The organism is Paraburkholderia caballeronis, from assembly GCF_900104845.1.
GTDB classification, from domain to species: Bacteria; Pseudomonadota; Gammaproteobacteria; order Burkholderiales; family Burkholderiaceae; genus Paraburkholderia; species Paraburkholderia caballeronis.
This window is the reverse complement of the sequence record NZ_FNSR01000003.1, coordinates 705,760-722,607: the sequence shown is the minus strand read 5'-3', so window position 1 is coordinate 722,607 and position 16,848 is coordinate 705,760. Positions and strand designations below refer to the sequence as shown.

Annotated in this window: 15 protein-coding genes and 1 pseudogene; 3 read left to right on the top strand and 13 right to left on the bottom strand. The window is 64.7% G+C overall.

The features are described 5' to 3' along the window. Positions 1–521 precede the first annotated feature (521 nt). The 5 genes from ssuD to BLV92_RS29745 all read right to left on the bottom strand — a co-directional run bounded on the left by ssuD (position 522) and on the right by BLV92_RS29745 (position 7,489). On the bottom strand, positions 522–1,667 hold the full coding sequence (gene ssuD, locus BLV92_RS29765) for an FMNH2-dependent alkanesulfonate monooxygenase (protein WP_208862159.1): 1,146 nt from the start codon (positions 1,665–1,667) through the stop codon (positions 522–524). Between the two features lie 292 nt (positions 1,668–1,959). Further along, positions 1,960–2,778 (bottom strand): class I SAM-dependent methyltransferase, encoded by an 819-nt coding sequence (locus tag BLV92_RS29760; protein ID WP_244283999.1) that lies wholly within the window; start codon positions 2,776–2,778, stop codon positions 1,960–1,962. Between the two features lie 440 nt (positions 2,779–3,218). Next, the gene (locus BLV92_RS29755) at positions 3,219–4,709 is read right to left on the bottom strand and encodes an esterase-like activity of phytase family protein (protein WP_090552655.1); all 1,491 of its coding nucleotides are present in this window, start codon (positions 4,707–4,709) and stop codon (positions 3,219–3,221) included. 506 nt (positions 4,710–5,215) lie between these two features. Next, on the bottom strand, positions 5,216–6,556 hold the full coding sequence (locus BLV92_RS29750; protein ID WP_143040754.1) for an EF-hand domain-containing protein: 1,341 nt from the start codon (positions 6,554–6,556) through the stop codon (positions 5,216–5,218). A 303-nt stretch (positions 6,557–6,859) separates the two neighbouring features. After that, on the bottom strand, positions 6,860–7,489 hold the full coding sequence (locus BLV92_RS29745; protein ID WP_090552649.1) for a rhomboid family intramembrane serine protease: 630 nt from the start codon (positions 7,487–7,489) through the stop codon (positions 6,860–6,862). A 364-nt stretch (positions 7,490–7,853) separates the two neighbouring features. Here BLV92_RS29745 and BLV92_RS32265 point away from each other — a divergent pair, with 364 nt between their 5' ends. The 3 genes and pseudogenes from BLV92_RS32265 (at position 7,854) to BLV92_RS29735 (ending at position 10,068) form a co-directional block, all read left to right on the top strand. Next, complete coding sequence (locus BLV92_RS32265) at positions 7,854–7,991, top strand: hypothetical protein (protein WP_167627153.1); 138 nt, start codon at positions 7,854–7,856, stop codon at positions 7,989–7,991. 14 nt (positions 7,992–8,005) lie between these two features. Further along, positions 8,006–8,751 (top strand): annotated as a pseudogene (locus tag BLV92_RS29740) (aldehyde dehydrogenase family protein). 69 nt (positions 8,752–8,820) lie between these two features. After that, positions 8,821–10,068, top strand: coding sequence for an alpha-hydroxy acid oxidase (locus BLV92_RS29735; RefSeq protein WP_090552647.1), 1,248 nt, complete (start codon positions 8,821–8,823; stop codon positions 10,066–10,068). On the opposite strand, the gene BLV92_RS29730 is transcribed toward BLV92_RS29735, so the two are convergent. The 8 genes from BLV92_RS29730 to BLV92_RS29695 all read right to left on the bottom strand — a co-directional run bounded on the left by BLV92_RS29730 (position 10,061) and on the right by BLV92_RS29695 (position 16,745). After that, the gene (locus tag BLV92_RS29730; RefSeq protein ID WP_244283974.1) at positions 10,061–10,312 is read right to left on the bottom strand and encodes a UTRA domain-containing protein; all 252 of its coding nucleotides are present in this window, start codon (positions 10,310–10,312) and stop codon (positions 10,061–10,063) included. The genes BLV92_RS29735 and BLV92_RS29730 overlap by 8 nt on opposite strands. Positions 10,313–10,355: 43 nt before the next feature. Then, on the bottom strand, positions 10,356–11,111 hold the full coding sequence (locus BLV92_RS29725) for a GGDEF domain-containing protein (protein WP_090552643.1): 756 nt from the start codon (positions 11,109–11,111) through the stop codon (positions 10,356–10,358). An 8-nt stretch (positions 11,112–11,119) separates the two neighbouring features. After that, complete coding sequence (locus tag BLV92_RS29720) at positions 11,120–11,506, bottom strand: DUF1987 domain-containing protein (protein WP_090552641.1); 387 nt, start codon at positions 11,504–11,506, stop codon at positions 11,120–11,122. Between the two features lie 20 nt (positions 11,507–11,526). Then, on the bottom strand, positions 11,527–12,090 hold the full coding sequence (locus BLV92_RS29715; protein ID WP_090553165.1) for a SiaB family protein kinase: 564 nt from the start codon (positions 12,088–12,090) through the stop codon (positions 11,527–11,529). A gap of 14 nt (positions 12,091–12,104) precedes the next feature. Next, positions 12,105–13,229: a SpoIIE family protein phosphatase gene (locus tag BLV92_RS29710; RefSeq protein ID WP_244283973.1), complete on the bottom strand. Its 1,125-nt coding sequence runs from the start codon at positions 13,227–13,229 to the stop codon at positions 12,105–12,107. 485 nt (positions 13,230–13,714) lie between these two features. Then, positions 13,715–14,773, bottom strand: coding sequence for a carbon-nitrogen hydrolase family protein (locus BLV92_RS29705; RefSeq protein ID WP_090552636.1), 1,059 nt, complete (start codon positions 14,771–14,773; stop codon positions 13,715–13,717). 128 nt (positions 14,774–14,901) lie between these two features. Further along, a complete protein-coding gene (locus tag BLV92_RS29700; RefSeq protein ID WP_090552634.1) occupies positions 14,902–16,446 on the bottom strand; it encodes a solute symporter family protein in 1,545 nt (514 codons plus the stop codon). Then, positions 16,443–16,745, bottom strand: a complete 303-nt coding sequence (locus BLV92_RS29695) for a hypothetical protein (RefSeq protein WP_090552628.1) — start codon at positions 16,743–16,745, stop codon at positions 16,443–16,445. Before BLV92_RS29695 ends, BLV92_RS29700 begins: the two co-directional genes overlap by 4 nt. Positions 16,746–16,848 lie beyond the last annotated feature (103 nt).

Here is a 16,848-nt window from a genome sequence, read left to right as displayed (position 1 = left end):
GGTCATGGCGGCCGACTCATCGCAGCTCATTACCCCAGGATCGGCGATGGTGCCTGGCGGAATGCGGACGCCGAAACACGGCTCGACCGGCACTACACGGAGCCGGGTTGTCGCCTCATGCGGCGGCAGGTCGGCAAGCGACCTCATGCCGTTCGTGGAGCCACTTGCCGGGAAGCTTCGATAGTCGGCGTCCCTGGCGGCGCGGACTCTGTTGCACGACCGGCGAATCCGTATTGCGCATCGCCAGCGCGGCAGCGAACGCAGAGGCCCACTCCTCCCAGCCATGACGGAAGCAGGCCAGCATGGCGGATTCCAGCGTCGCCCCCCGGATCCACCGTCCGCCGCCAACCCTTCTATCCCTCCGACGAGCGTGGCGGTCCAGATGGCCGCGTTCATCCGCACGCGGGCGTCCCACGTCGCGTTGCGCGTCGGGATCCACGGGTTGCTTCGTTAGACGGCTCCCTGCATCGGGCGTCCCGCCACGCGACTCCGCGGACGGGACCGGCCGAGGTACGGTGCTCCTACGACAACAGCCGCGAAGGCGCCGGCAGATGGGCAAGCGCGTCGCCGATAGGCACGCCGGGAAGCTGCGCCGGAACCGACAGTTTTTCGCGCAGCGCCAGCGGCAACAACGGGAACACGAGGTCGGCGAACCGATAGGCTTCCTCAAGGTGCGGATAGCCGGACAGCACAAACGTATCGGCGCCGAGGTCCGCATATTCGAGCAGCCGGCTGGCGACCTGCTGCGGCGAGCCGACGAGCGCGGTGCCGGCGCCGCCGCGCGCGAGGCCGACGCCTGCCCACAGGTTCGGGCTGATTTCGAGCCGGTCGCGCCGGCCGCCGTGCAGCGCCTGCATGCGGCGCTGGCCGTCGGAATCGGCGCGGGACAGCAAGGCTTGCGCGCGCGTGATGGTTTCGTCGTCGAGTTCGCTGATGAGCTTGTCGGCCGCCTCCCATGCGAGCGCCTCGGTTTCACGCACGATCACGTGCAGACGCACGCCGAAACGCACCTTCCGTCCCAGCCGCGCCGCCCGTTCACGCACGTCCGCGAACTTGGCGGCTACTTCCTGCGGCGTTTCCCCCCACGACAGATACAGCTCGACGTGTTCGGCCGCCACCTCATGCGCGGCCGCCGACGAACCACCGAAGTAGACCGGCGGATGCGGATGCTGCACGGCCGGGAAACCCTGCTGTGCGCCCTGCACCTTCACGTAGTCGCCGTCGAAGTCGACCGCTTCGCCCGCCAGAAGCTGCTTCCAGACGGTCAGGAATTCGTCCGCCTGCGCATAACGTTCGTCATGGGAGAGAAAGGTGCCGTCGGCCTGCAGATCGGCGCTGTCCCCGCCCGCCACCACGTTGACGAGCAGACGGCCGCCCGACAGGCGATCGAGCGTCGCCGCCATGCGTGCGTTGACCGTCACGGAAAACGCCGTCGGACGCAGCGCCACGAGAAACTTGAGACTGCGGGTCACGGGCACGAGGCTCGCCGCGACGATCCACGAGTCCTCGCACGAACGCCCCGTCGGAATCAGCACGCCCCCGTAGCCGAGCCGTTCGGCGGCCTGTGCGATCTGTTGCAGATACGTCTGGTCTACCGCGCGGGCGTGCTTCGGACTCCCGAGGTACGGTCCGTCACCATGAGTCGGAAGAAACCAGAAGACGTTAATGGCCATGAAGTCTCCGTCGGAGGCAAAAAAGGAGATCCGATTATCCGTTGGCCATTCGTGTCAGCCTTGATGGCAGTCAAGCCGTGCGTGTCGCCTCAGGCTCGGGCATCTATTGAATCGTGATAAGCAATCCAGATTCTGTCGGTATCTGATGAATACCCAGGCGCGCCGGCGTAGGAGTAAAGACGAATATCGCGGATACGAGACGGCTCACCAGGGAGTGCCATGTCTCCCGTGGTAGAGCATGCCGCCGGCGTGTCGACGCGTGAAGCACGCCGGGACGCCAGACGGCCTATTGCCTCGGCTTGACGAACCTTAGCGTCATCCGATCCGATTCCCCGATCGCGGCATAACGCGCGCGGTCGGCGTTGCCTCCGGCGTAGGTCGGCGGCAACGACCACACTCCGTTCGGATAATCCTTCGTGTCTCGCGGGTTCGCGTTGATTTCGCTGCTTGCCGCCAGCACGAATCCGGCCGCCTGCGCATGCGCGATCACGAAGGCTTCGGTCACGTAGCCGCTGTCGATCATCTGTTGCACGGTCGTGCCCGGCCGCGCGCGATGCTCTTCGACGCCCAGTTCGCCGCCGGGTTTCAGCGCCCGATAGAATCCGCGCAGATTCGCATCGAGCTGGCCGTCCTTGATCCAGTTATGGATATTGCGAAAGGTCAGCACGCGGTCGAAGTCTTCGCTGGCGTCGAAGCCGCTGAACTCGCCCGCGCGCAGCGTGCCCACCACGACGTTCCCATAGATCGCGGGCGCGGCGGCAAGCTTGCGTGCGAAGGCCGCATCGGCGGCGCGCTCGCCGGCATCCGGCTGCGCGGACGTGCTCACGTATTGCGCCTCGTACAGGTGGCCGGCGTCGCGCAGATAAGGCGCGAGAATATCGGTGTACCAGCCGCCGCCGGGCGCGATCTCCAGCACCGTCTGCGTCGGGGCAAGCTCGAAGAACTGGAGCGTTTCCTTCGGATGGCGATATGCGTCACGTGCTTTCGCCGGTTCGCTGCGTTGCGGGCCATCGACCGCCGCATCGAGAGAGATTGCGCCGATCGGGGCCGCGCGGGAGTCGGCAGCAGGCGGGCGCGATTGCGATTGCGTCGTACAGCCAGTCATCGTCGCCACGGCTGATGCCAGTGCAATACTAATGGCGAGTGACGGCCAATGCTTCTTTCGACAACGGTTCGATTTCATCGGCGACGATACGAGTTTGGGCAAAGACGCAAGATACGCGGTTTATTGCCACTTTGCATGGCGTCGCATTCTGTTCAATGGCGGGCTTAGACAAGGCAGCGGATAGGCGGCCTCTACCGTGGGGTAAATTTCGACCGAAAAACGCCGCGCGAAACGATAGTCGAAAATCACGTGCGCATCGCCGATCTGCAAGGCTTCGATCCGGTCGCCGGACTGAAGCGCAATCCGTATCCTCCATGGTCACGACGGCAGGATCGAGGAGATGGCAAACCGGACGTGGAGATTCCGTCCCGATCGGCGATCGAACAAAAAAAGCGCCCGGGTGACCCCGGGCGCTTTTCGTCTCGATGCCTGTGCTCTGTCTACTGCTTGAACTGGGCGGGCACCTGCGTCATGTCGATCTTGACGATCTCGCCGAAGTCTTGAGTCTTGCCGTCCGGCAGGAATTTCTCGCTCGGCGGGAACGGGTTCGATGCCGTCGCCATCGGCACCGTGGCCGGCTCGTCGGTGATGCCGAAGTCCGAGTCGTTCGAGATGTAGATCGTGTTCGGATTCGCCGGATCGACCGCCACGCCTTCGACCTTGTCATGGCCGAAGTACATGCCCTTCGGATCGATGGCGGTGAACAGCGCGGCGTAGTTCAGGAACAGTCCCTCGGTGCCGACGGTGATGCCGGCGGCGGCGAGCGCCTGCACCGCGGCCGGCGCGTCAACCGTGCCGGCGAGGTCCTCGATGGTCTTGCCGCCGACCGTGAGGCCCAGCGCGGAGTCATACGCGACGGCCCCGCCGGCGATGGCCGTCCCGATCAGCGGCGATTTCGGGCCGACGTCGGTGGCGTGGCTGAGGTCGAGCTTCCACAGGTTCTTGTCGGCCCTGGCCTTGCCGGTTGCCGTGCCGTCGCTGGTGCCTTCGAAGTTGCCGTCGCGCTCGTCGACGATGAAGGTGCCGTCAGGCAGCGCCGTGATCTCGCTCACGGCCTGACCTTCGGGGTTGCCGGCGCCGTTGGTGTGCAGGGAGTACAGGTACTCGTGCACGTCGTTCACCGGATCGGCGAGCGAGACCTTGACGACGCGCGTAATCGCACCCTTGCCGGAAGCGACCGCCGCGGAGCCGTTCTTGTCCAGCGGCGACTGCATGATGCCGACGAGGTACTTGCCGTCGGGGGTGAGGGTGAGGCCTTCCATGCCCTTGTTCGGCTTGCGCTTCTTCAGTTCGCCGGGCAGCGCCACGTCGTTGCCCGACGTGGCGGTGGAGTACGGATTGAGCCGGGAGATTTCCTTGCCGGTCGCGTCGAAGTGAACGATGTAGGGACCGTATTCGTCCGACACCCAGAATGTGCCGTCGGCCATGGCGACGAGGCCTTCCGGATCGAAGCCGGCCGCGCTCGTGGGCAGCACGTTGCCGTTCACGTCGTAGATGATCTCGGCGGTGTCGGCCTCGGGATTGACGCGGCCGTTCATCGGCGTGCCGTCGGCCAGCGCAAGGCCGATGACCCTGGACACATTGGCCTTGCCGTCGACCAGCTGGAACAGTGCGATTGCCGGCTGGAAGGCGAGGTATGGCTCGATCTTGTTGGTGCCGTCCGGCGCGGTGACATTCGGGCCGCGATCGGTCATCCCGTAGAAGTAGCCGGCTTTGTTGGGCGCGGCAGCCAGTGCGGAGCCGTAGCCGGTGCCGACGATGGGCACATTGCCCCAGTTCGTGTACGCCGCGATGGACTGGCTGAAAAGTTCGGTGCCCTGTTTGGTCTGGGGCGCGCTGCCGCCCGGGTTCGCGGGCGTATCGTCGCTGCCGCCGCAGGCGGCAAGGGCCATCGTCAAGGTCAGGCCCACGCACATCTTTCTGTCTAACATTTCCCCTATCTCCTTGTCCTTATTTACGTCGACTTGTTTAAAGGATCAAAGGCTATAGTCAGGATATGAAAAGTTTGTGGCAAGGAAGATGTCTGGGATTCGTTAGCGAGTGGAACTACGCTTTTCTGTCTCCAGAGCGGGCGCAGGGCGACCCGCTTCGGCCGCGCGATGTGCGGGCCGGGCATCGACACGTTCTGGCCGAATGGGAGAGGAAGGAGCTTCGGTTACGCGGTATCCGCATGGTGGCCGACGTCAATTCGCCTTTATGGCGGCATACGGCATACAACGCGCGCTTCGCCCGTCTCGCCCGGATTACCTGGAACAGCTTGATGGTTTGCATGTGGCCTGCGGACTACAGGCGTTGATTCTGCAAAGAAAAAATAAAACCACCTACCCCGTGAGAGGTAAGTGGTTTCTCCCTGCATTCCTGTCAACCTGTGGCGGCGCCGCGCCGTTGCCAACTCCGCAAACGACGGACCTTTACGACGCGCCACACTGACATTACATTACGACTTGCTTGCCGTGAGGGTTCCCGAGCTGGTGCAGGTCTGCTTCGTCGAATTAATCGACCAGGTATCCGTGCTCGTCGAATTGAACGTGGCCGTGATGTTTCCGGCCGCATCCACCGTACCCGTGGCCGCGAACGTGCTCGCCTGGTAGAACGTGACGTCGCCGCTGTTCAACGAAACAGTCGTCGGATCGTTTTCGTTCAGGCTGAATGCCCCGGTCTTCGGGTCATAGCTGCCCGTCATCGATACGGGACTACCGTTGTCCCCCGTGTATTGCAGCACGGCGATACCACGCGTTGCGTCAAACGCGATCTTGTCCGTCTCGGTGGAGACCGTGTTGGGAGCATCGGCTTCGCAGTACAGGCTCACACGGCCGGCAGCGAACTGGACGCTCACTACAGGCGGAATATTCGACGCCGTCGTGGTTTGCGTAACCTGGTACTGCGTGAACGCGCTCCCCAGTTCTGCTGCCACATCGTTATTGACCGCAGCGACCAGCGTCGCAGCAGTGCCAGCCGAGGTCGCCTGCCATTGGGTCGGATCGGCAATCCATTGAGCATACTGCTGGCCATTCCCCATCGCCTGGCCCTGCCCGACTGCCGAAGCCAGCTTCAGCGTGTCGGTGGTCGCCCCGCCGATCAGGTTCGTCTGGCCGTAGTCGATGACGGCCTTGATGGCGGTCGCAGCCGCCTCGGTCTTGCTGATGTCCGGGACATAGGCGGCCAGTTCGTCCTGGGAGACCGTGCCATCGCCGTTCGTGTCGGCCAGCGCAAAGTCGGCGGTGGAAAGGTGCGTAACTATGGCGCCAGGCAGGCTGCCCGGCGAAATGTTCTTGCCATCGCTTGCCGATGCCAGCACCTGGGCTGTCGTGCCCAGTGTCGAGGCAAGCACAATGCCGCCGCTTTTGGTTGCCACCAGCGTCAGGAAGCCCGAAGCCAGCTTCCTGGGAATCGACAGCGTGTACGTGCCGTCATCCTGCGTCGTGGCGCAGATCGGCGAGCCACCGGCGCCGCTCGCCTTTTGCCCATCGGCATAGAGGCAGATCCCGGCTGCCTGGATCGGGCCATCCGTCACCTGGCCATTGAGCGTGACCGATTCGTTCGCTGCGGAACTGCCACTACTGCTGCCGCCGTCGCTGCCGCCACCGCATGCGGCAAGTGCCGCGCACATCGATGCGCCCAGCGCGAGTTTCGTAATCCCCGTATTGAGTTTGCTGTTCTTCACTACCTGGATTCTCCTGTTGGTCTGTGAGTTGTTGTTGGTGGATGAATCGGACTGGCAACGAATGGCGCGCCCCGACCGGCGCAGGCGATGGGTGTTCCGCACCAGGTCGCTCACGAACTCGTGGCATGTCGCGCATAAGTCTTCGGTCTCCAGACAGCCACTTTTTTATATCGGCATTTGTTGTAATTTCTTAATAGACCTTCCGGACCAGCAGGTGGCTTGCCCGCGAGAGTCAATCCGTGACACAGTGCATGGATAACACCGCAACGTTCGCGGACGCCCTAAAGCACGAACCCGGCATGCGGCCGGGTTCGTTGCATCGAGTCGGGTTCTCACAGACGGGTGGGCGCTGCGCGTCCGGATCGGCTCCGGCGTCGGTCCACGGCAGTTCGGGGGGAGGTTCCGCGCCGCCCGCCCTTACCTCCCCTTCCGCCCTCCAGCACCACGCACGCTAACGACCCGCGCCATGACCACCCCGCCCACGACGCCGCCGAGATGGCTCTCCCACGAGATGAACGGGTACAGCGGCAACACGCCGACGAGCATGGTTGCTCCGTAAAACACCATCACGCTGACGGCCACGACGAGCGCGAGGACGTTGCGCGTGAACCAGCCGCGCGCCACCAGAAAACCCGCATAACCGAAGATGATCCCGCTTGCGCCGATGTGAATGGTGTCCGGCGCCCCGAGCACCCATGCGAAGAGTCCGGCGCCGAGCATGGAGCCGATCGTCGCCGCCCAGAACCCGCTTATCCGCGGCCACATCGTGAACCAGCCGAGGATCACGAGACCGCCGGTGTTCGCCATGATGTGCGCAAGGCTCCCGTGCAGCCATGGGGCGAACAGGATGCCCTCCAGGCCTGCGAAGGAGCGCGGCCGCACGCCATGGGAATCCAGCCGAAGTCCCGGAAACGCGGTCGACACGATGAAGACCGCCCAGATGGAGCCGACGAACGAAGCGAGCAGCGCGGCTCGCAGTTCGAGTCGCGTCGCGAAGTCGGGTCCCGATGCCGCGGCGCGGGCATAGGGTTGGGAAGGCTGTGGCATACCGATGCGGAACTGGAAACGAGGCGGGAAACGAGGCGGGTTAGCGAGCGATTGTAGCGAATACGGCGCGCGTGTCGAATTCGTGGCGGTCGTATTCGGGGCTGGGGCCGCGCAAGGCCGAAGGCTATCGCCTGGTCGGCAACGGGCGGGTCTGCTTCATCTGCTTGAGGACGACGTGCGACTGGACGTGCGAGACCGTGTCGTTGACCAGCAGGGTGTTCGTCACGAAATCCGCCAGTTGCTCCAGATTGCCCGCCCCCCTTTCAGCATGTAGTCGGCGTCGCCGCTTACCGCATGCGCCTCCTGAATCGCGTCGTCCGATGCCACGAGGCGCTGGCTCGAACGCCGTCCGGTGCACCTGCCATTGCCGTCCGACGTCACGCACCTCGTCGTGAAGGTGCCCGATGCGCCGCTCGTGCTCGCCGATCCCGCCAGCGATCCGGATCCGTTGCGCGAAGCCGCGAAACGCATCGTCGAAGCTCTGGCGTCGGCCCTGCGCTGATCGCCCATCCGAAAGTGTCGAAGGTCACGTTCACCGGCTCGGTGCCGACCGGCATCGGCGTCGGCGTGGCCGCGATGCAGGCCGGCCTCAAACCCGTCACGCTCGAACTCGGCGGCAAGCATCGCCCCGGATTCCTGCGCGATTTTCCCGTCGAACGCACGGTCGATGGCATCATGGAGGCCGCTTGTCTGCATCAAAGAGAGGTGTGTGCATCGGCCGACGACGTGCTGGAAGCACTGGCGAGGAAACTCGCGACGCTGAAGATCGGCTCCGCGCTCGACGAAAGCGCGCAGTTCGGTCCGCTTGCCAACGCGGCTCATTTCGGCAAGGTCATGAGTTTCTTCGACGACGCGCGGCGGCAGCACGGCGAAATCGTGTATGGTGGCGCCGCTGCGGACGATGCGGGTTTCGTCGTACAGCCGACCGCGATCCGGGCGCGCTCGCGGAACGACGCGATCATGACCAGGGAAACCTTCGGACCGGTCGCGAGTTTTCTCGCGTACGACGACGAGGAAGAACTGCTCACCACATGAACGACACGCGCTCCGGTCTCACGGCAAGCGTCTGGACGAACGATCCGCCGAAGGCGTTGCGTCTCGTGCCGCGCGTGGGAGCGGGGACGGTGCGGGTCGACATGCACAACTACATCGATCCCGCGATGCCGTTCGGCGGCGTGAAGTCGTCGGGCATCGGCAGCAAGTTCGGCGAAGCGTTCATCGAGCGCTTCACCGGACTGAAATCGGTCATCATCCGCTACTGAACCGGGTGGCTCGGCAGGACGAAGCAGCGTGCCATACCGATACCAATACTGACACGAGGAGATATCAGCATGTCCAACGTTTCCAGAGCCTGGAACATCGACGACCTTCGCCGCATGGCCAGCCGCAACGTGCCGAAGCATTTCTTCGATTATCTGTACGGCGGCGCCAACAGCGAAACGACGATGCAATCGAACCGCGCCGATTTTGCGCGCTGGGATCTGAAGCAGAAGGTGCTGGTCGGCATTCAGGACAATACGACCGACCTCGGTACGGGTTATCTCGGCGAGCAGCACAAGCTTCCCATGCTTCTCGCCCCGATCGGCTTTGCGGGCATGCATCACCATCACGGAGAAATCGCGGCGGGACGCGCGGCGGAGAAGGCCGGCATTGCGCAGGTCCTGTCGACCTTTTCGATCGCGTCGCTCGAAGAGGTCGCGCAGTCGCACCGCGGCTCGCTGTACTTCCAGCTCTACATGTTCCGCAAGCGCGAGCTGACCGAGCACATGCTCGAACGCTGCCGGCGCGCGAAGATCGGAACGATCTTCCTGACCGTCGATACGCCGTTCGCGCCGGTGCGCGAACGCGACGAGCGCAACGGCTTTCGCGCCCGCACGTCCGTTTCGCCCGGCATGCTCGTGTCGATGCTGCGGCATCCGCTGTGGTGTCTCGGCACGCTCGCCAACGGCATGCCGAACGTCGGCAACTGCCGGCCCTACCCGGAACTGGGCAAATCGCTGATGGAGCAGGCGGTGAACCTGGGCCGCATGATCGACGCGTCGCTGTCGTGGAACGACATCGGGTGGCTGCGCGATCGCTGGGAAGGCAAGATCGTCATCAAGGGCATCCTCGACGCCGACGATGCGCGCCGCGCCGTCGATCAGGGCATCGACGGCATCGTGGTTTCGAATCACGGCGGCCGCCAGCTCGACCCTGCGCCGTCGACCATCGACATCCTGCCCGAGATCGTCCAGGCCGTCGGCGGCCGCACCGAGATCCTGATGGACGGCGGCATCCGGCGCGGCGCCGACGTGCTCAAGGCGCTGGCGCTGGGCGCGACCGCGGTGCTCATCGGCCGGGCCTATATCTACGGGCTGGGCGCGGGCGGGGAAAAAGGCGTGGCCCGCTGCCTCGAACTGCTCGCGGGGGAAATGCGGCCGGCGCTGAACATGATGGGCTTTCACACCATCGCGGAACTCAAGGCTGCCGGCGCGGATGCGCTAAGACAGAACCCGTGGTTCGGCCGGAGCGGTGAAGCCGGCGATCAGGAAACCGTCAGGCCGAATCGAAGAGGCGGCCCGCTTACCGCGGTCAACTGAACGACGCGGCGACGAAGCGATCGACTGGGGCCGCGCAAGCCGCCCCGCGCTCTGCCGCACTATCCCGCCAGCCCGCTGCGCACGACCAGGTCGAAGCGCTCCGGGCGAATGGAAACCCCGTCGCCTCGCAGACGCGTCCGTCCGCGAGCCGCGAGGTCCGGCGCAGCACCAGCAGCGGCGCACGCGGCGGCACTTCCCGATACGCGGCGATGTCGCCCGCCGCCGCGACCGCCGTCACCGACATGTCCGCATCGGCGATATGCGAGCCCGGAAGATGAAGAGTCGAACTAGATGTTCGCGCCGGACGGCGCCGACTCCGGATCGACGAACTCCACCCGGTTACGCCCGCCGCGCTTCGCGTTGTACAGCGCGAAATCGGCCAGCCCGTAGGCGGTGTCGAAATCGGTGTCCATCGCGTTGGCGCTGACACCGAAACTGGCGGTGATCCGGCGATTCACCGGCGGCGGAAAAACGCAGCGGCTGATCGCGGCGCGCATGTGCTCGGCCAGTTCCAGCGCCTCGGCCAGGTCGTACCCGGGCAGCAGCACCGTAAATTCTTCGCCGCCCACGCGGCCGATCAGCCCTTTTTCGCCGACGATGCGCCGCAGGCAATCGACGATGCCGAGGATCACCGAGTCGCCCGCCGGATGGCCGAAATCGTCGTTGACTTTCTTGAACTCGTCGATGTCGAGCAGGATCATCACCGCGCGGTCGGCGCGCAACGCCTTGATGGTCCGTTCGATCACCGCGCTGCGGTTGAAGACCTCGGTCAGCGCGTCGTGGGTGGCCCGATACTGCAACTGCCGGGTGAGCGCGTGCATTTCGCGCTCGGCGCGATCGCTGCGCCCGATCAGGCGGCGCGTCTCGCGCATCAGGCGCTCGAAATGGCCGATGAGTTCGCCGAGCGCCTGGCGGTAGTCCTCCGCGTCCGCGCCCGCAATCGCGTGAATCGCGCGCGATTTTTCCAGCGCCTCACTCTCGTTCCGGAACAGATCCGGAGCGTCGTTCGGCGACGCGTCGGAGGAGGAATTCGAAACCACCATGACCGTCCTTACGTGGTAACCGGACAATCGGTGAAGTTGATTGCCGTGAAATCGGCCTGCAGTTCCTCGCCGAACTCCAGAATGGTTTCGTCTTCGTCGTCGCGGTACCAGTTCACCTGCACGCGGTTTCCCGACAGCGCCGCCTGGTCCAGCGCATCGAATACGCTGAACAGCATCTTGGTGCTGGAACTGTTGAAATACGTCAACGTGACATCGACGGTGATCGCGGCCTCGGTGCAGCCGGCCAGGTACGAGCGCAGGCGCTCGATAACCGGGCTGTAAAACGACGCCGCGTTCTCCGGATAGGACTCGCCTTTCAGCGACAGCAGGTTCTGGTCGAATCGAAAATCGACTTCCGGTGACGTCGCCGTAGCGGCAATGAACAGGTTATCCATGGCTGGCAAACATACCTAATTCAGATGATAGTCTTAAGGCAGAACAGCGTGGTTCCGGGTTCGTCGGCGCGCGGATGAAACGCGAATTCGAGCGGTTCGCTCGCGTCGCGCGCCATGGTCAGGAAACCCAGCCCTGCGCCCTTGCTGTCTGCGGGAGTGTCGGCGCGCAATGATAGCTTATACGCCTGTTTTATCTCGTCGACCGACATGCTGCGCAGCGGTTCGAGCTTCTCGCGAAGGTCGTCCACCGCGGCGGTGGCAATCGGATTGACGCACAGCATCAGGTGCCGCTCGCCTTCGGTCCGGATGCACACCGCGCCCTCGCGGATCGCCCCTTTCTCCTCCCAGCCGTCGACGAGCGACGCCGACGAATAGTGAACGATGTTCTGCGCGAGTTCGATGAAGGACGAAAACAGCCGGCGTCGGGTCGGCCCACTGACGCCGGCGACTTCCAGTTGCAGCTTCACCACCTCGCTCATCGCCGCGACGATGTTATGGGAGAAATAACCCTTGTGATAAAAAATCAGGTTGCGCCGCTGGGCCAGATCGAAAAAAGCGCTATCCTGGTCCAGGAGTTCGGACATGTTCATAAGCTGATTTAAACGCGAGCAAAAAGTAGGGTTACGTCGTCGCGGCGAGGCTGCGTGCCTTGCCAGTCGGCCAGCGCCCGCCGCAGATTTTCGCAGATCGTGGACGGAGTTTCGTTACGGTGCGCCAGGATCAGATCCAGCGCCCTCCGTTTGCCGAACGCGATTCTTTTCGGGCCGCCGATCTGGTCGACGAGACCATCGGTGGAAATGAACAGCAGACTGCCCGGCGGCGCCGCAACCGCGTGCAGCTTCCACGCGTAGTCCGCGAGACTGTCGATATAACCGACGCCCATGCGTTCGCCCGCGATCGTCTCGAAGCGGTCCGCATCGGGCCTCAGGATATGCAGCGCGATCCGCGCGCCGGCGAAATGAAGCTGGTGCTGGCCGGCGTCGAACCAGAAAAAGGCGGCGTCCAGACCGTCGTTGGACTTGGCCGGTTCGCCCGATTCGCCCGCGCCGTCGACCTGGCTCAGCAGGCTCTTCACGTTGCGGTTGACGGCGGCGAGCAGCGCGTCGGGATTGCGCGGACCGATCCGTTCGAGCGCCTGCGACAGCGAAGCCGACGCGAGCAGCGTCATGAAGGCGCCGGGCACGCCATGGCCGGTGCAGTCGGCGGCCGCGCCGAACCAGCCGTCCGCAAAGGACGCGAAATGATAGAAGTCGCCACCGACCACGTCGCGCGGCTCCCACGCCAGCGCCGCATCGGGCAGCGTGGTCGCCAGCGTCTCGCGGGAAGCGCGCAGCATGGCCTGCTGGATCACGCTCGCGTATTCGATGCTCTGCATGATCTGGCGATTCTTCTCGGCCTGGATCTTCGCCACCGCGCCCAGCAGTTGCAGGCCGCTGCCCAGTCCGGCGAAACGGCCCTGCCGCGTCACGATGAAGCCGTCGACCAGGGCTTTCTCGCCGACCTCGACCGTCCTGAAGGTCAGCGCCTCGACGCTCGTTTCGGCGTCGACGATGAGCGGCTCCTTGTCCATGAACGCGATGCAGCTCTTCTTGTCGTACAGCTCGCGATGGAACGGCTTGCTCATCTGCGACAGGAAGATGTCCCGGTTGATGAGCCCGATCGGCTGATTGCCTTCGAGCACGGCGAGGCTGACCATATCGCGCCGCGAATAGAAGATTTCCATCACCAGCGAGTTCGGATCCGCTGCGTCGATAGTCGGTGTTTCCTGGCACAGATCGCCGGCGCAACGGGGGCCGCCTTGAATCTCTGGACGACTAAACTGCGCAAGCGCCGGGTGCATGGCAACGCGATCCTGTTGGCAAAGGAATAGGCACGCTAATGCCTCTTTGTGTCATTTACGTTACATGCAGCGTTATGGGTCGACGACAACGTTTGCGGCCACACTTTGGCTTCGATGCGGCGTGTGGAAAGGGGGGCGAGGTCGATTGATTGAGTGGCGATGCGGGATCGCGCCGTTTATTCCCGACCCGGGCAGGCAGCGGCATTCGATATCGCTCGTTGTGTGGAAATGCTTTGCGCGCGGCGGTCTATCACACTGGAAACAGCGACGGAAAGCGGGCCGGGCAGAACCCGGCGCAGGCATGGATGCGGCAATATCAACCGACGCGTTACCGCGCGGCCGCCGCGCGATAACGCCTGTGAACAGCCTCAGGAATACAGACTGCTGTCGAGCGCAACGAACGAATCGGCCGCCGCCGCGCGGGCCGTCGCGCCGCCCGCGTCGTCCTCGCCCTCCTCGTGGAAGTGCACCGGCGCATGCGCGCGGCGATTCACCTTCAACTGGAAAACATCGAAGCGGTTGTAGTAGCCGACGACGTCCTGGAACTGCTTCGGCACCACGCATTTCGCAAGATCGATGTCCGCGTAGACGATGCCCTCGTCGTCGCGCAGCGTGTCGCTGACCGGCTGGCCGTCCGGACCGAGGATCATCGACACGCTCTTCGGCGACTGTTCGAGCAGGTCGCGCACGCGGCTGTTGTCGCGGCTGATGATGTCGATCGCCTCCGGCGGCAGGAAACCCGACGCGACGATGTTGAAGAGCTTGCCTTCGAACGCGTGCGCGCCGGCGCGCAGCCGGATGGCCGCTTCGAGATCGTAGCCGCCTTCGCCGAGCGGATGCGTCGGCCAGCGCGGCGAGAACGACGAGATGTGGACGCTTTCGCCCTGCGCCAGCAGCGCAAAGCGCGCAAGCGCGTTCGTGTTCTCGCCGCACACGAGCGCGCCGATGCGTCCGAGGCGCGTGTCCGCCACGCGCAGGCCGCTGCCGTCGCCCTGCGCCCACGTCAGCTTCTCCCAGTAGGTCGGGACCAGCTTGCGGTGCACGTTGAGCAGCGAGCCGTCGTCGCCGATCAGCACGTTCGTGTCCCACACGCAGCCGTAGCTGTTCTCCGTGCTCTCGTTGATGCCCATCGAGACGAACACGCCGTGACGCTTCGCGACGTCGCGCAGTTGCGCGATCTCCGGACCGTCGATATGCACGGCGCTCGCGACGAGCTTCGAGAAGAACTCGTGCACGTCCACCGGCGCCCACACGCCGGACCACACCGGAAACGACGACAGGTACGCCTCCGGAAACGCGATCAGTTCGGCGCCGTGCTCCGCCGCTTCCTTGATCCACGCACACGCCTTTTCGACGCACGCGTGCGCATCGAAATAAATGGGAGCGGCGTGGCAGGCCGCGGCCTTGAACTTCGGGTATTGCTTCATGTTTCACTCCTGAGAGGGTTATGGTTTCGAACGACACGGACAGCAACGGCTCCCGGCCACATCCGGGAGCGGACGGCGATCCGCCGCGACCGCATGCAAGGCGTCCGTGCGCGCGGCCGGTTCACGGATCAGCCCTCCAGCACCGCGTGCATCCTTGCGTATCCCGCCTGCTCGCTGGTCTGGGGCCGCAGCAGCGACACCGCGCACGCGACGAACAGCGCGAACGGCAGCGACACGATGCATGGATTGCGCAGCGGCACGAACCACCAGCGGCCGGCCACGTCGGCGACCGCCCGATGCAGGACTTCCACCTGGATGGTCGGCGACAGGACGATCAGCAGCACGGCGGCGGCGGCGCCCGCGAGCATGCCGGCAACCGCGCCCGCCGTCGTCAGGCGCCGCCAGTAGAGCGCGAGCATCAGCACCGGGAAGTTCGCCGACGCCGCGATCGAATAACTCAGGCCCACCATGAACGCGACGTTCTGCCCTTCGAAGCGCAGCGCCAGCAGCACCGACGCGACCGCCACGACCACGGCCGCCGCGCGGGCCACCTGGGGTTGCCGCTGCACGCCGCCGTCCGTGTGGCTCATCACGACGCCGGCCCAGATGTCATGGGCGAACGTCGTGGCCGCCGACAGCGTGAGGCCCGCCACCACGGCCAGCATCGTCGCGAACGACACCGCGCAGATGAAGCCGAAAAACGCGTCGCCGCCCAGCAGGCGCGCGAGCAGCGGCACGGCCATGTTCCCCGCGCCGCCCGCGGCCACGATGTCGTGCTTGCCGATCAGGGCCAATGCGCCGAAACCGAGGGTCAGCACGAAGATGTGGAAGACGCCGACCAGCGACGTCGCATAAAACGCCGAGCGCCGCGCGTCGCGTGCGTTCGCCACCGTCAGGAAGCGCGTGAGGATCTGCGGCATGCCGAGCGCGCCGAACACGAGCGCCACCGCGAGCGACAGCGTGTCCCAGCGGTCGAGCGAAGCGAGGACGTGCGGCGCGGTGATCGACGGATCGGCCTGCTGCGCGGCGGCGACGAAGATCGCCGACGGATGGAAGCCGAACTTCGCGAGCAGCAGCACGACGAGCACGGCCGAGCCCGCGAACAGCAGCACGGCCTTGATGATCTGCACCCACGTCGTGCCGAGCATGCCGCCGAAGAACACGTAGCACAGCATGATGATGCCGACCAGAACGACGGCGGGCAGATAGGCGATGCCGAACATCAGCTTGATCAGGCCGCCCGCGGCGACGAGCTGCGTGATGAGGTACAGCAGCACGATCGGCAGGCTCGCGAGCGCCACGGCGATCCGGATCGGCTTCGCGCGCAGACGCCACGCGATCACGTCGGCGAGCGTGAACTTGCCGAGCCGCTTGACCGGCTCGGACACGAGAAAGAGGATCAGCGGCCAGCCGAGGAACACGCCGATGCTGTACACGACGCCGTCGAAACCCTTCAGCGAGATCGCGCCGGTCATGCCGAGCAACGCCGCCGCGCTCAGATATTCGCCCGCCATCGCGAGACCGTTCTGCAGCGCGCTCACGCGGCCGCCCGCGTTGAAGTACTCGCTGGCCGAGCGGCTGCGCCGCGAAGCGAACACCGTGATGCAGATCGTGGCGAGGAGAAAGGCGAAGAAGAAGCCGACCGACATGGCGCTGATCCGTTGCCCGTTCATGCCTGCGCTCCGGTTCGGGCAGCGCGTTCGCACGCGCGATCGTTCGCGCGCGCGAAGCGCACGAATGCGCCGCTGATTGCGATCGCAACGAGGATCAGTCCGGGAATGGACACGATCGACACCGGCACGCCGAACGGCGTCGCCGCGCTCATCTGCTCCGGCGCGAAGCAGAACACGCCGAAAAACAGGCTTGCGGGCAGCAAGACCAGCACCGAAAAAGCCTTGGCTAGCGCGACCCGGCCATGAGCCGCGCTGTCCGTCTCGTCGTACCCCTGATCGAGCACAGTATCGTTGTTCACTTGATCCTCCGATGGATGGGCGTCTTCCGTCCGGTTCCGCTTCAACGGTCGACAGGTCCATTATCGGCAAGCCAAAAATATCTCAATGCTCAGGACTATTGAA

Bases quoted from the DNA above. Each gene is read 5' to 3' on its own strand.
- BLV92_RS29760 (WP_244283999.1), bottom strand. From the start codon at position 2,778: ATGACTGGCTGTACGACGCAATCGCAATCGCGCCCGCCTGCTGCCGAC.
- BLV92_RS29755 (WP_090552655.1), bottom strand. From the start codon at position 4,709: ATGTTAGACAGAAAGATGTGCGTGGGCCTGACCTTGACGATGGCCCTT.
- BLV92_RS29745 (WP_090552649.1), bottom strand. From the start codon at position 7,489: ATGCCACAGCCTTCCCAACCCTATGCCCGCGCCGCGGCATCGGGACCC.
- BLV92_RS29735 (WP_090552647.1), top strand. From the start codon at position 8,821: ATGTCCAACGTTTCCAGAGCCTGGAACATCGACGACCTTCGCCGCATG.
- BLV92_RS29730 (WP_244283974.1), bottom strand. From the start codon at position 10,312: ATGTCGGTGACGGCGGTCGCGGCGGCGGGCGACATCGCCGCGTATCGG.
- BLV92_RS29725 (WP_090552643.1), bottom strand. From the start codon at position 11,111: ATGGTGGTTTCGAATTCCTCCTCCGACGCGTCGCCGAACGACGCTCCG.
- BLV92_RS29720 (WP_090552641.1), bottom strand. From the start codon at position 11,506: ATGGATAACCTGTTCATTGCCGCTACGGCGACGTCACCGGAAGTCGAT.
- BLV92_RS29715 (WP_090553165.1), bottom strand. From the start codon at position 12,090: ATGTCCGAACTCCTGGACCAGGATAGCGCTTTTTTCGATCTGGCCCAG.
- BLV92_RS29710 (WP_244283973.1), bottom strand. From the start codon at position 13,229: ATGGAAATCTTCTATTCGCGGCGCGATATGGTCAGCCTCGCCGTGCTC.
- BLV92_RS29705 (WP_090552636.1), bottom strand. From the start codon at position 14,773: ATGAAGCAATACCCGAAGTTCAAGGCCGCGGCCTGCCACGCCGCTCCC.
- BLV92_RS29700 (WP_090552634.1), bottom strand. From the start codon at position 16,446: ATGAACGGGCAACGGATCAGCGCCATGTCGGTCGGCTTCTTCTTCGCC.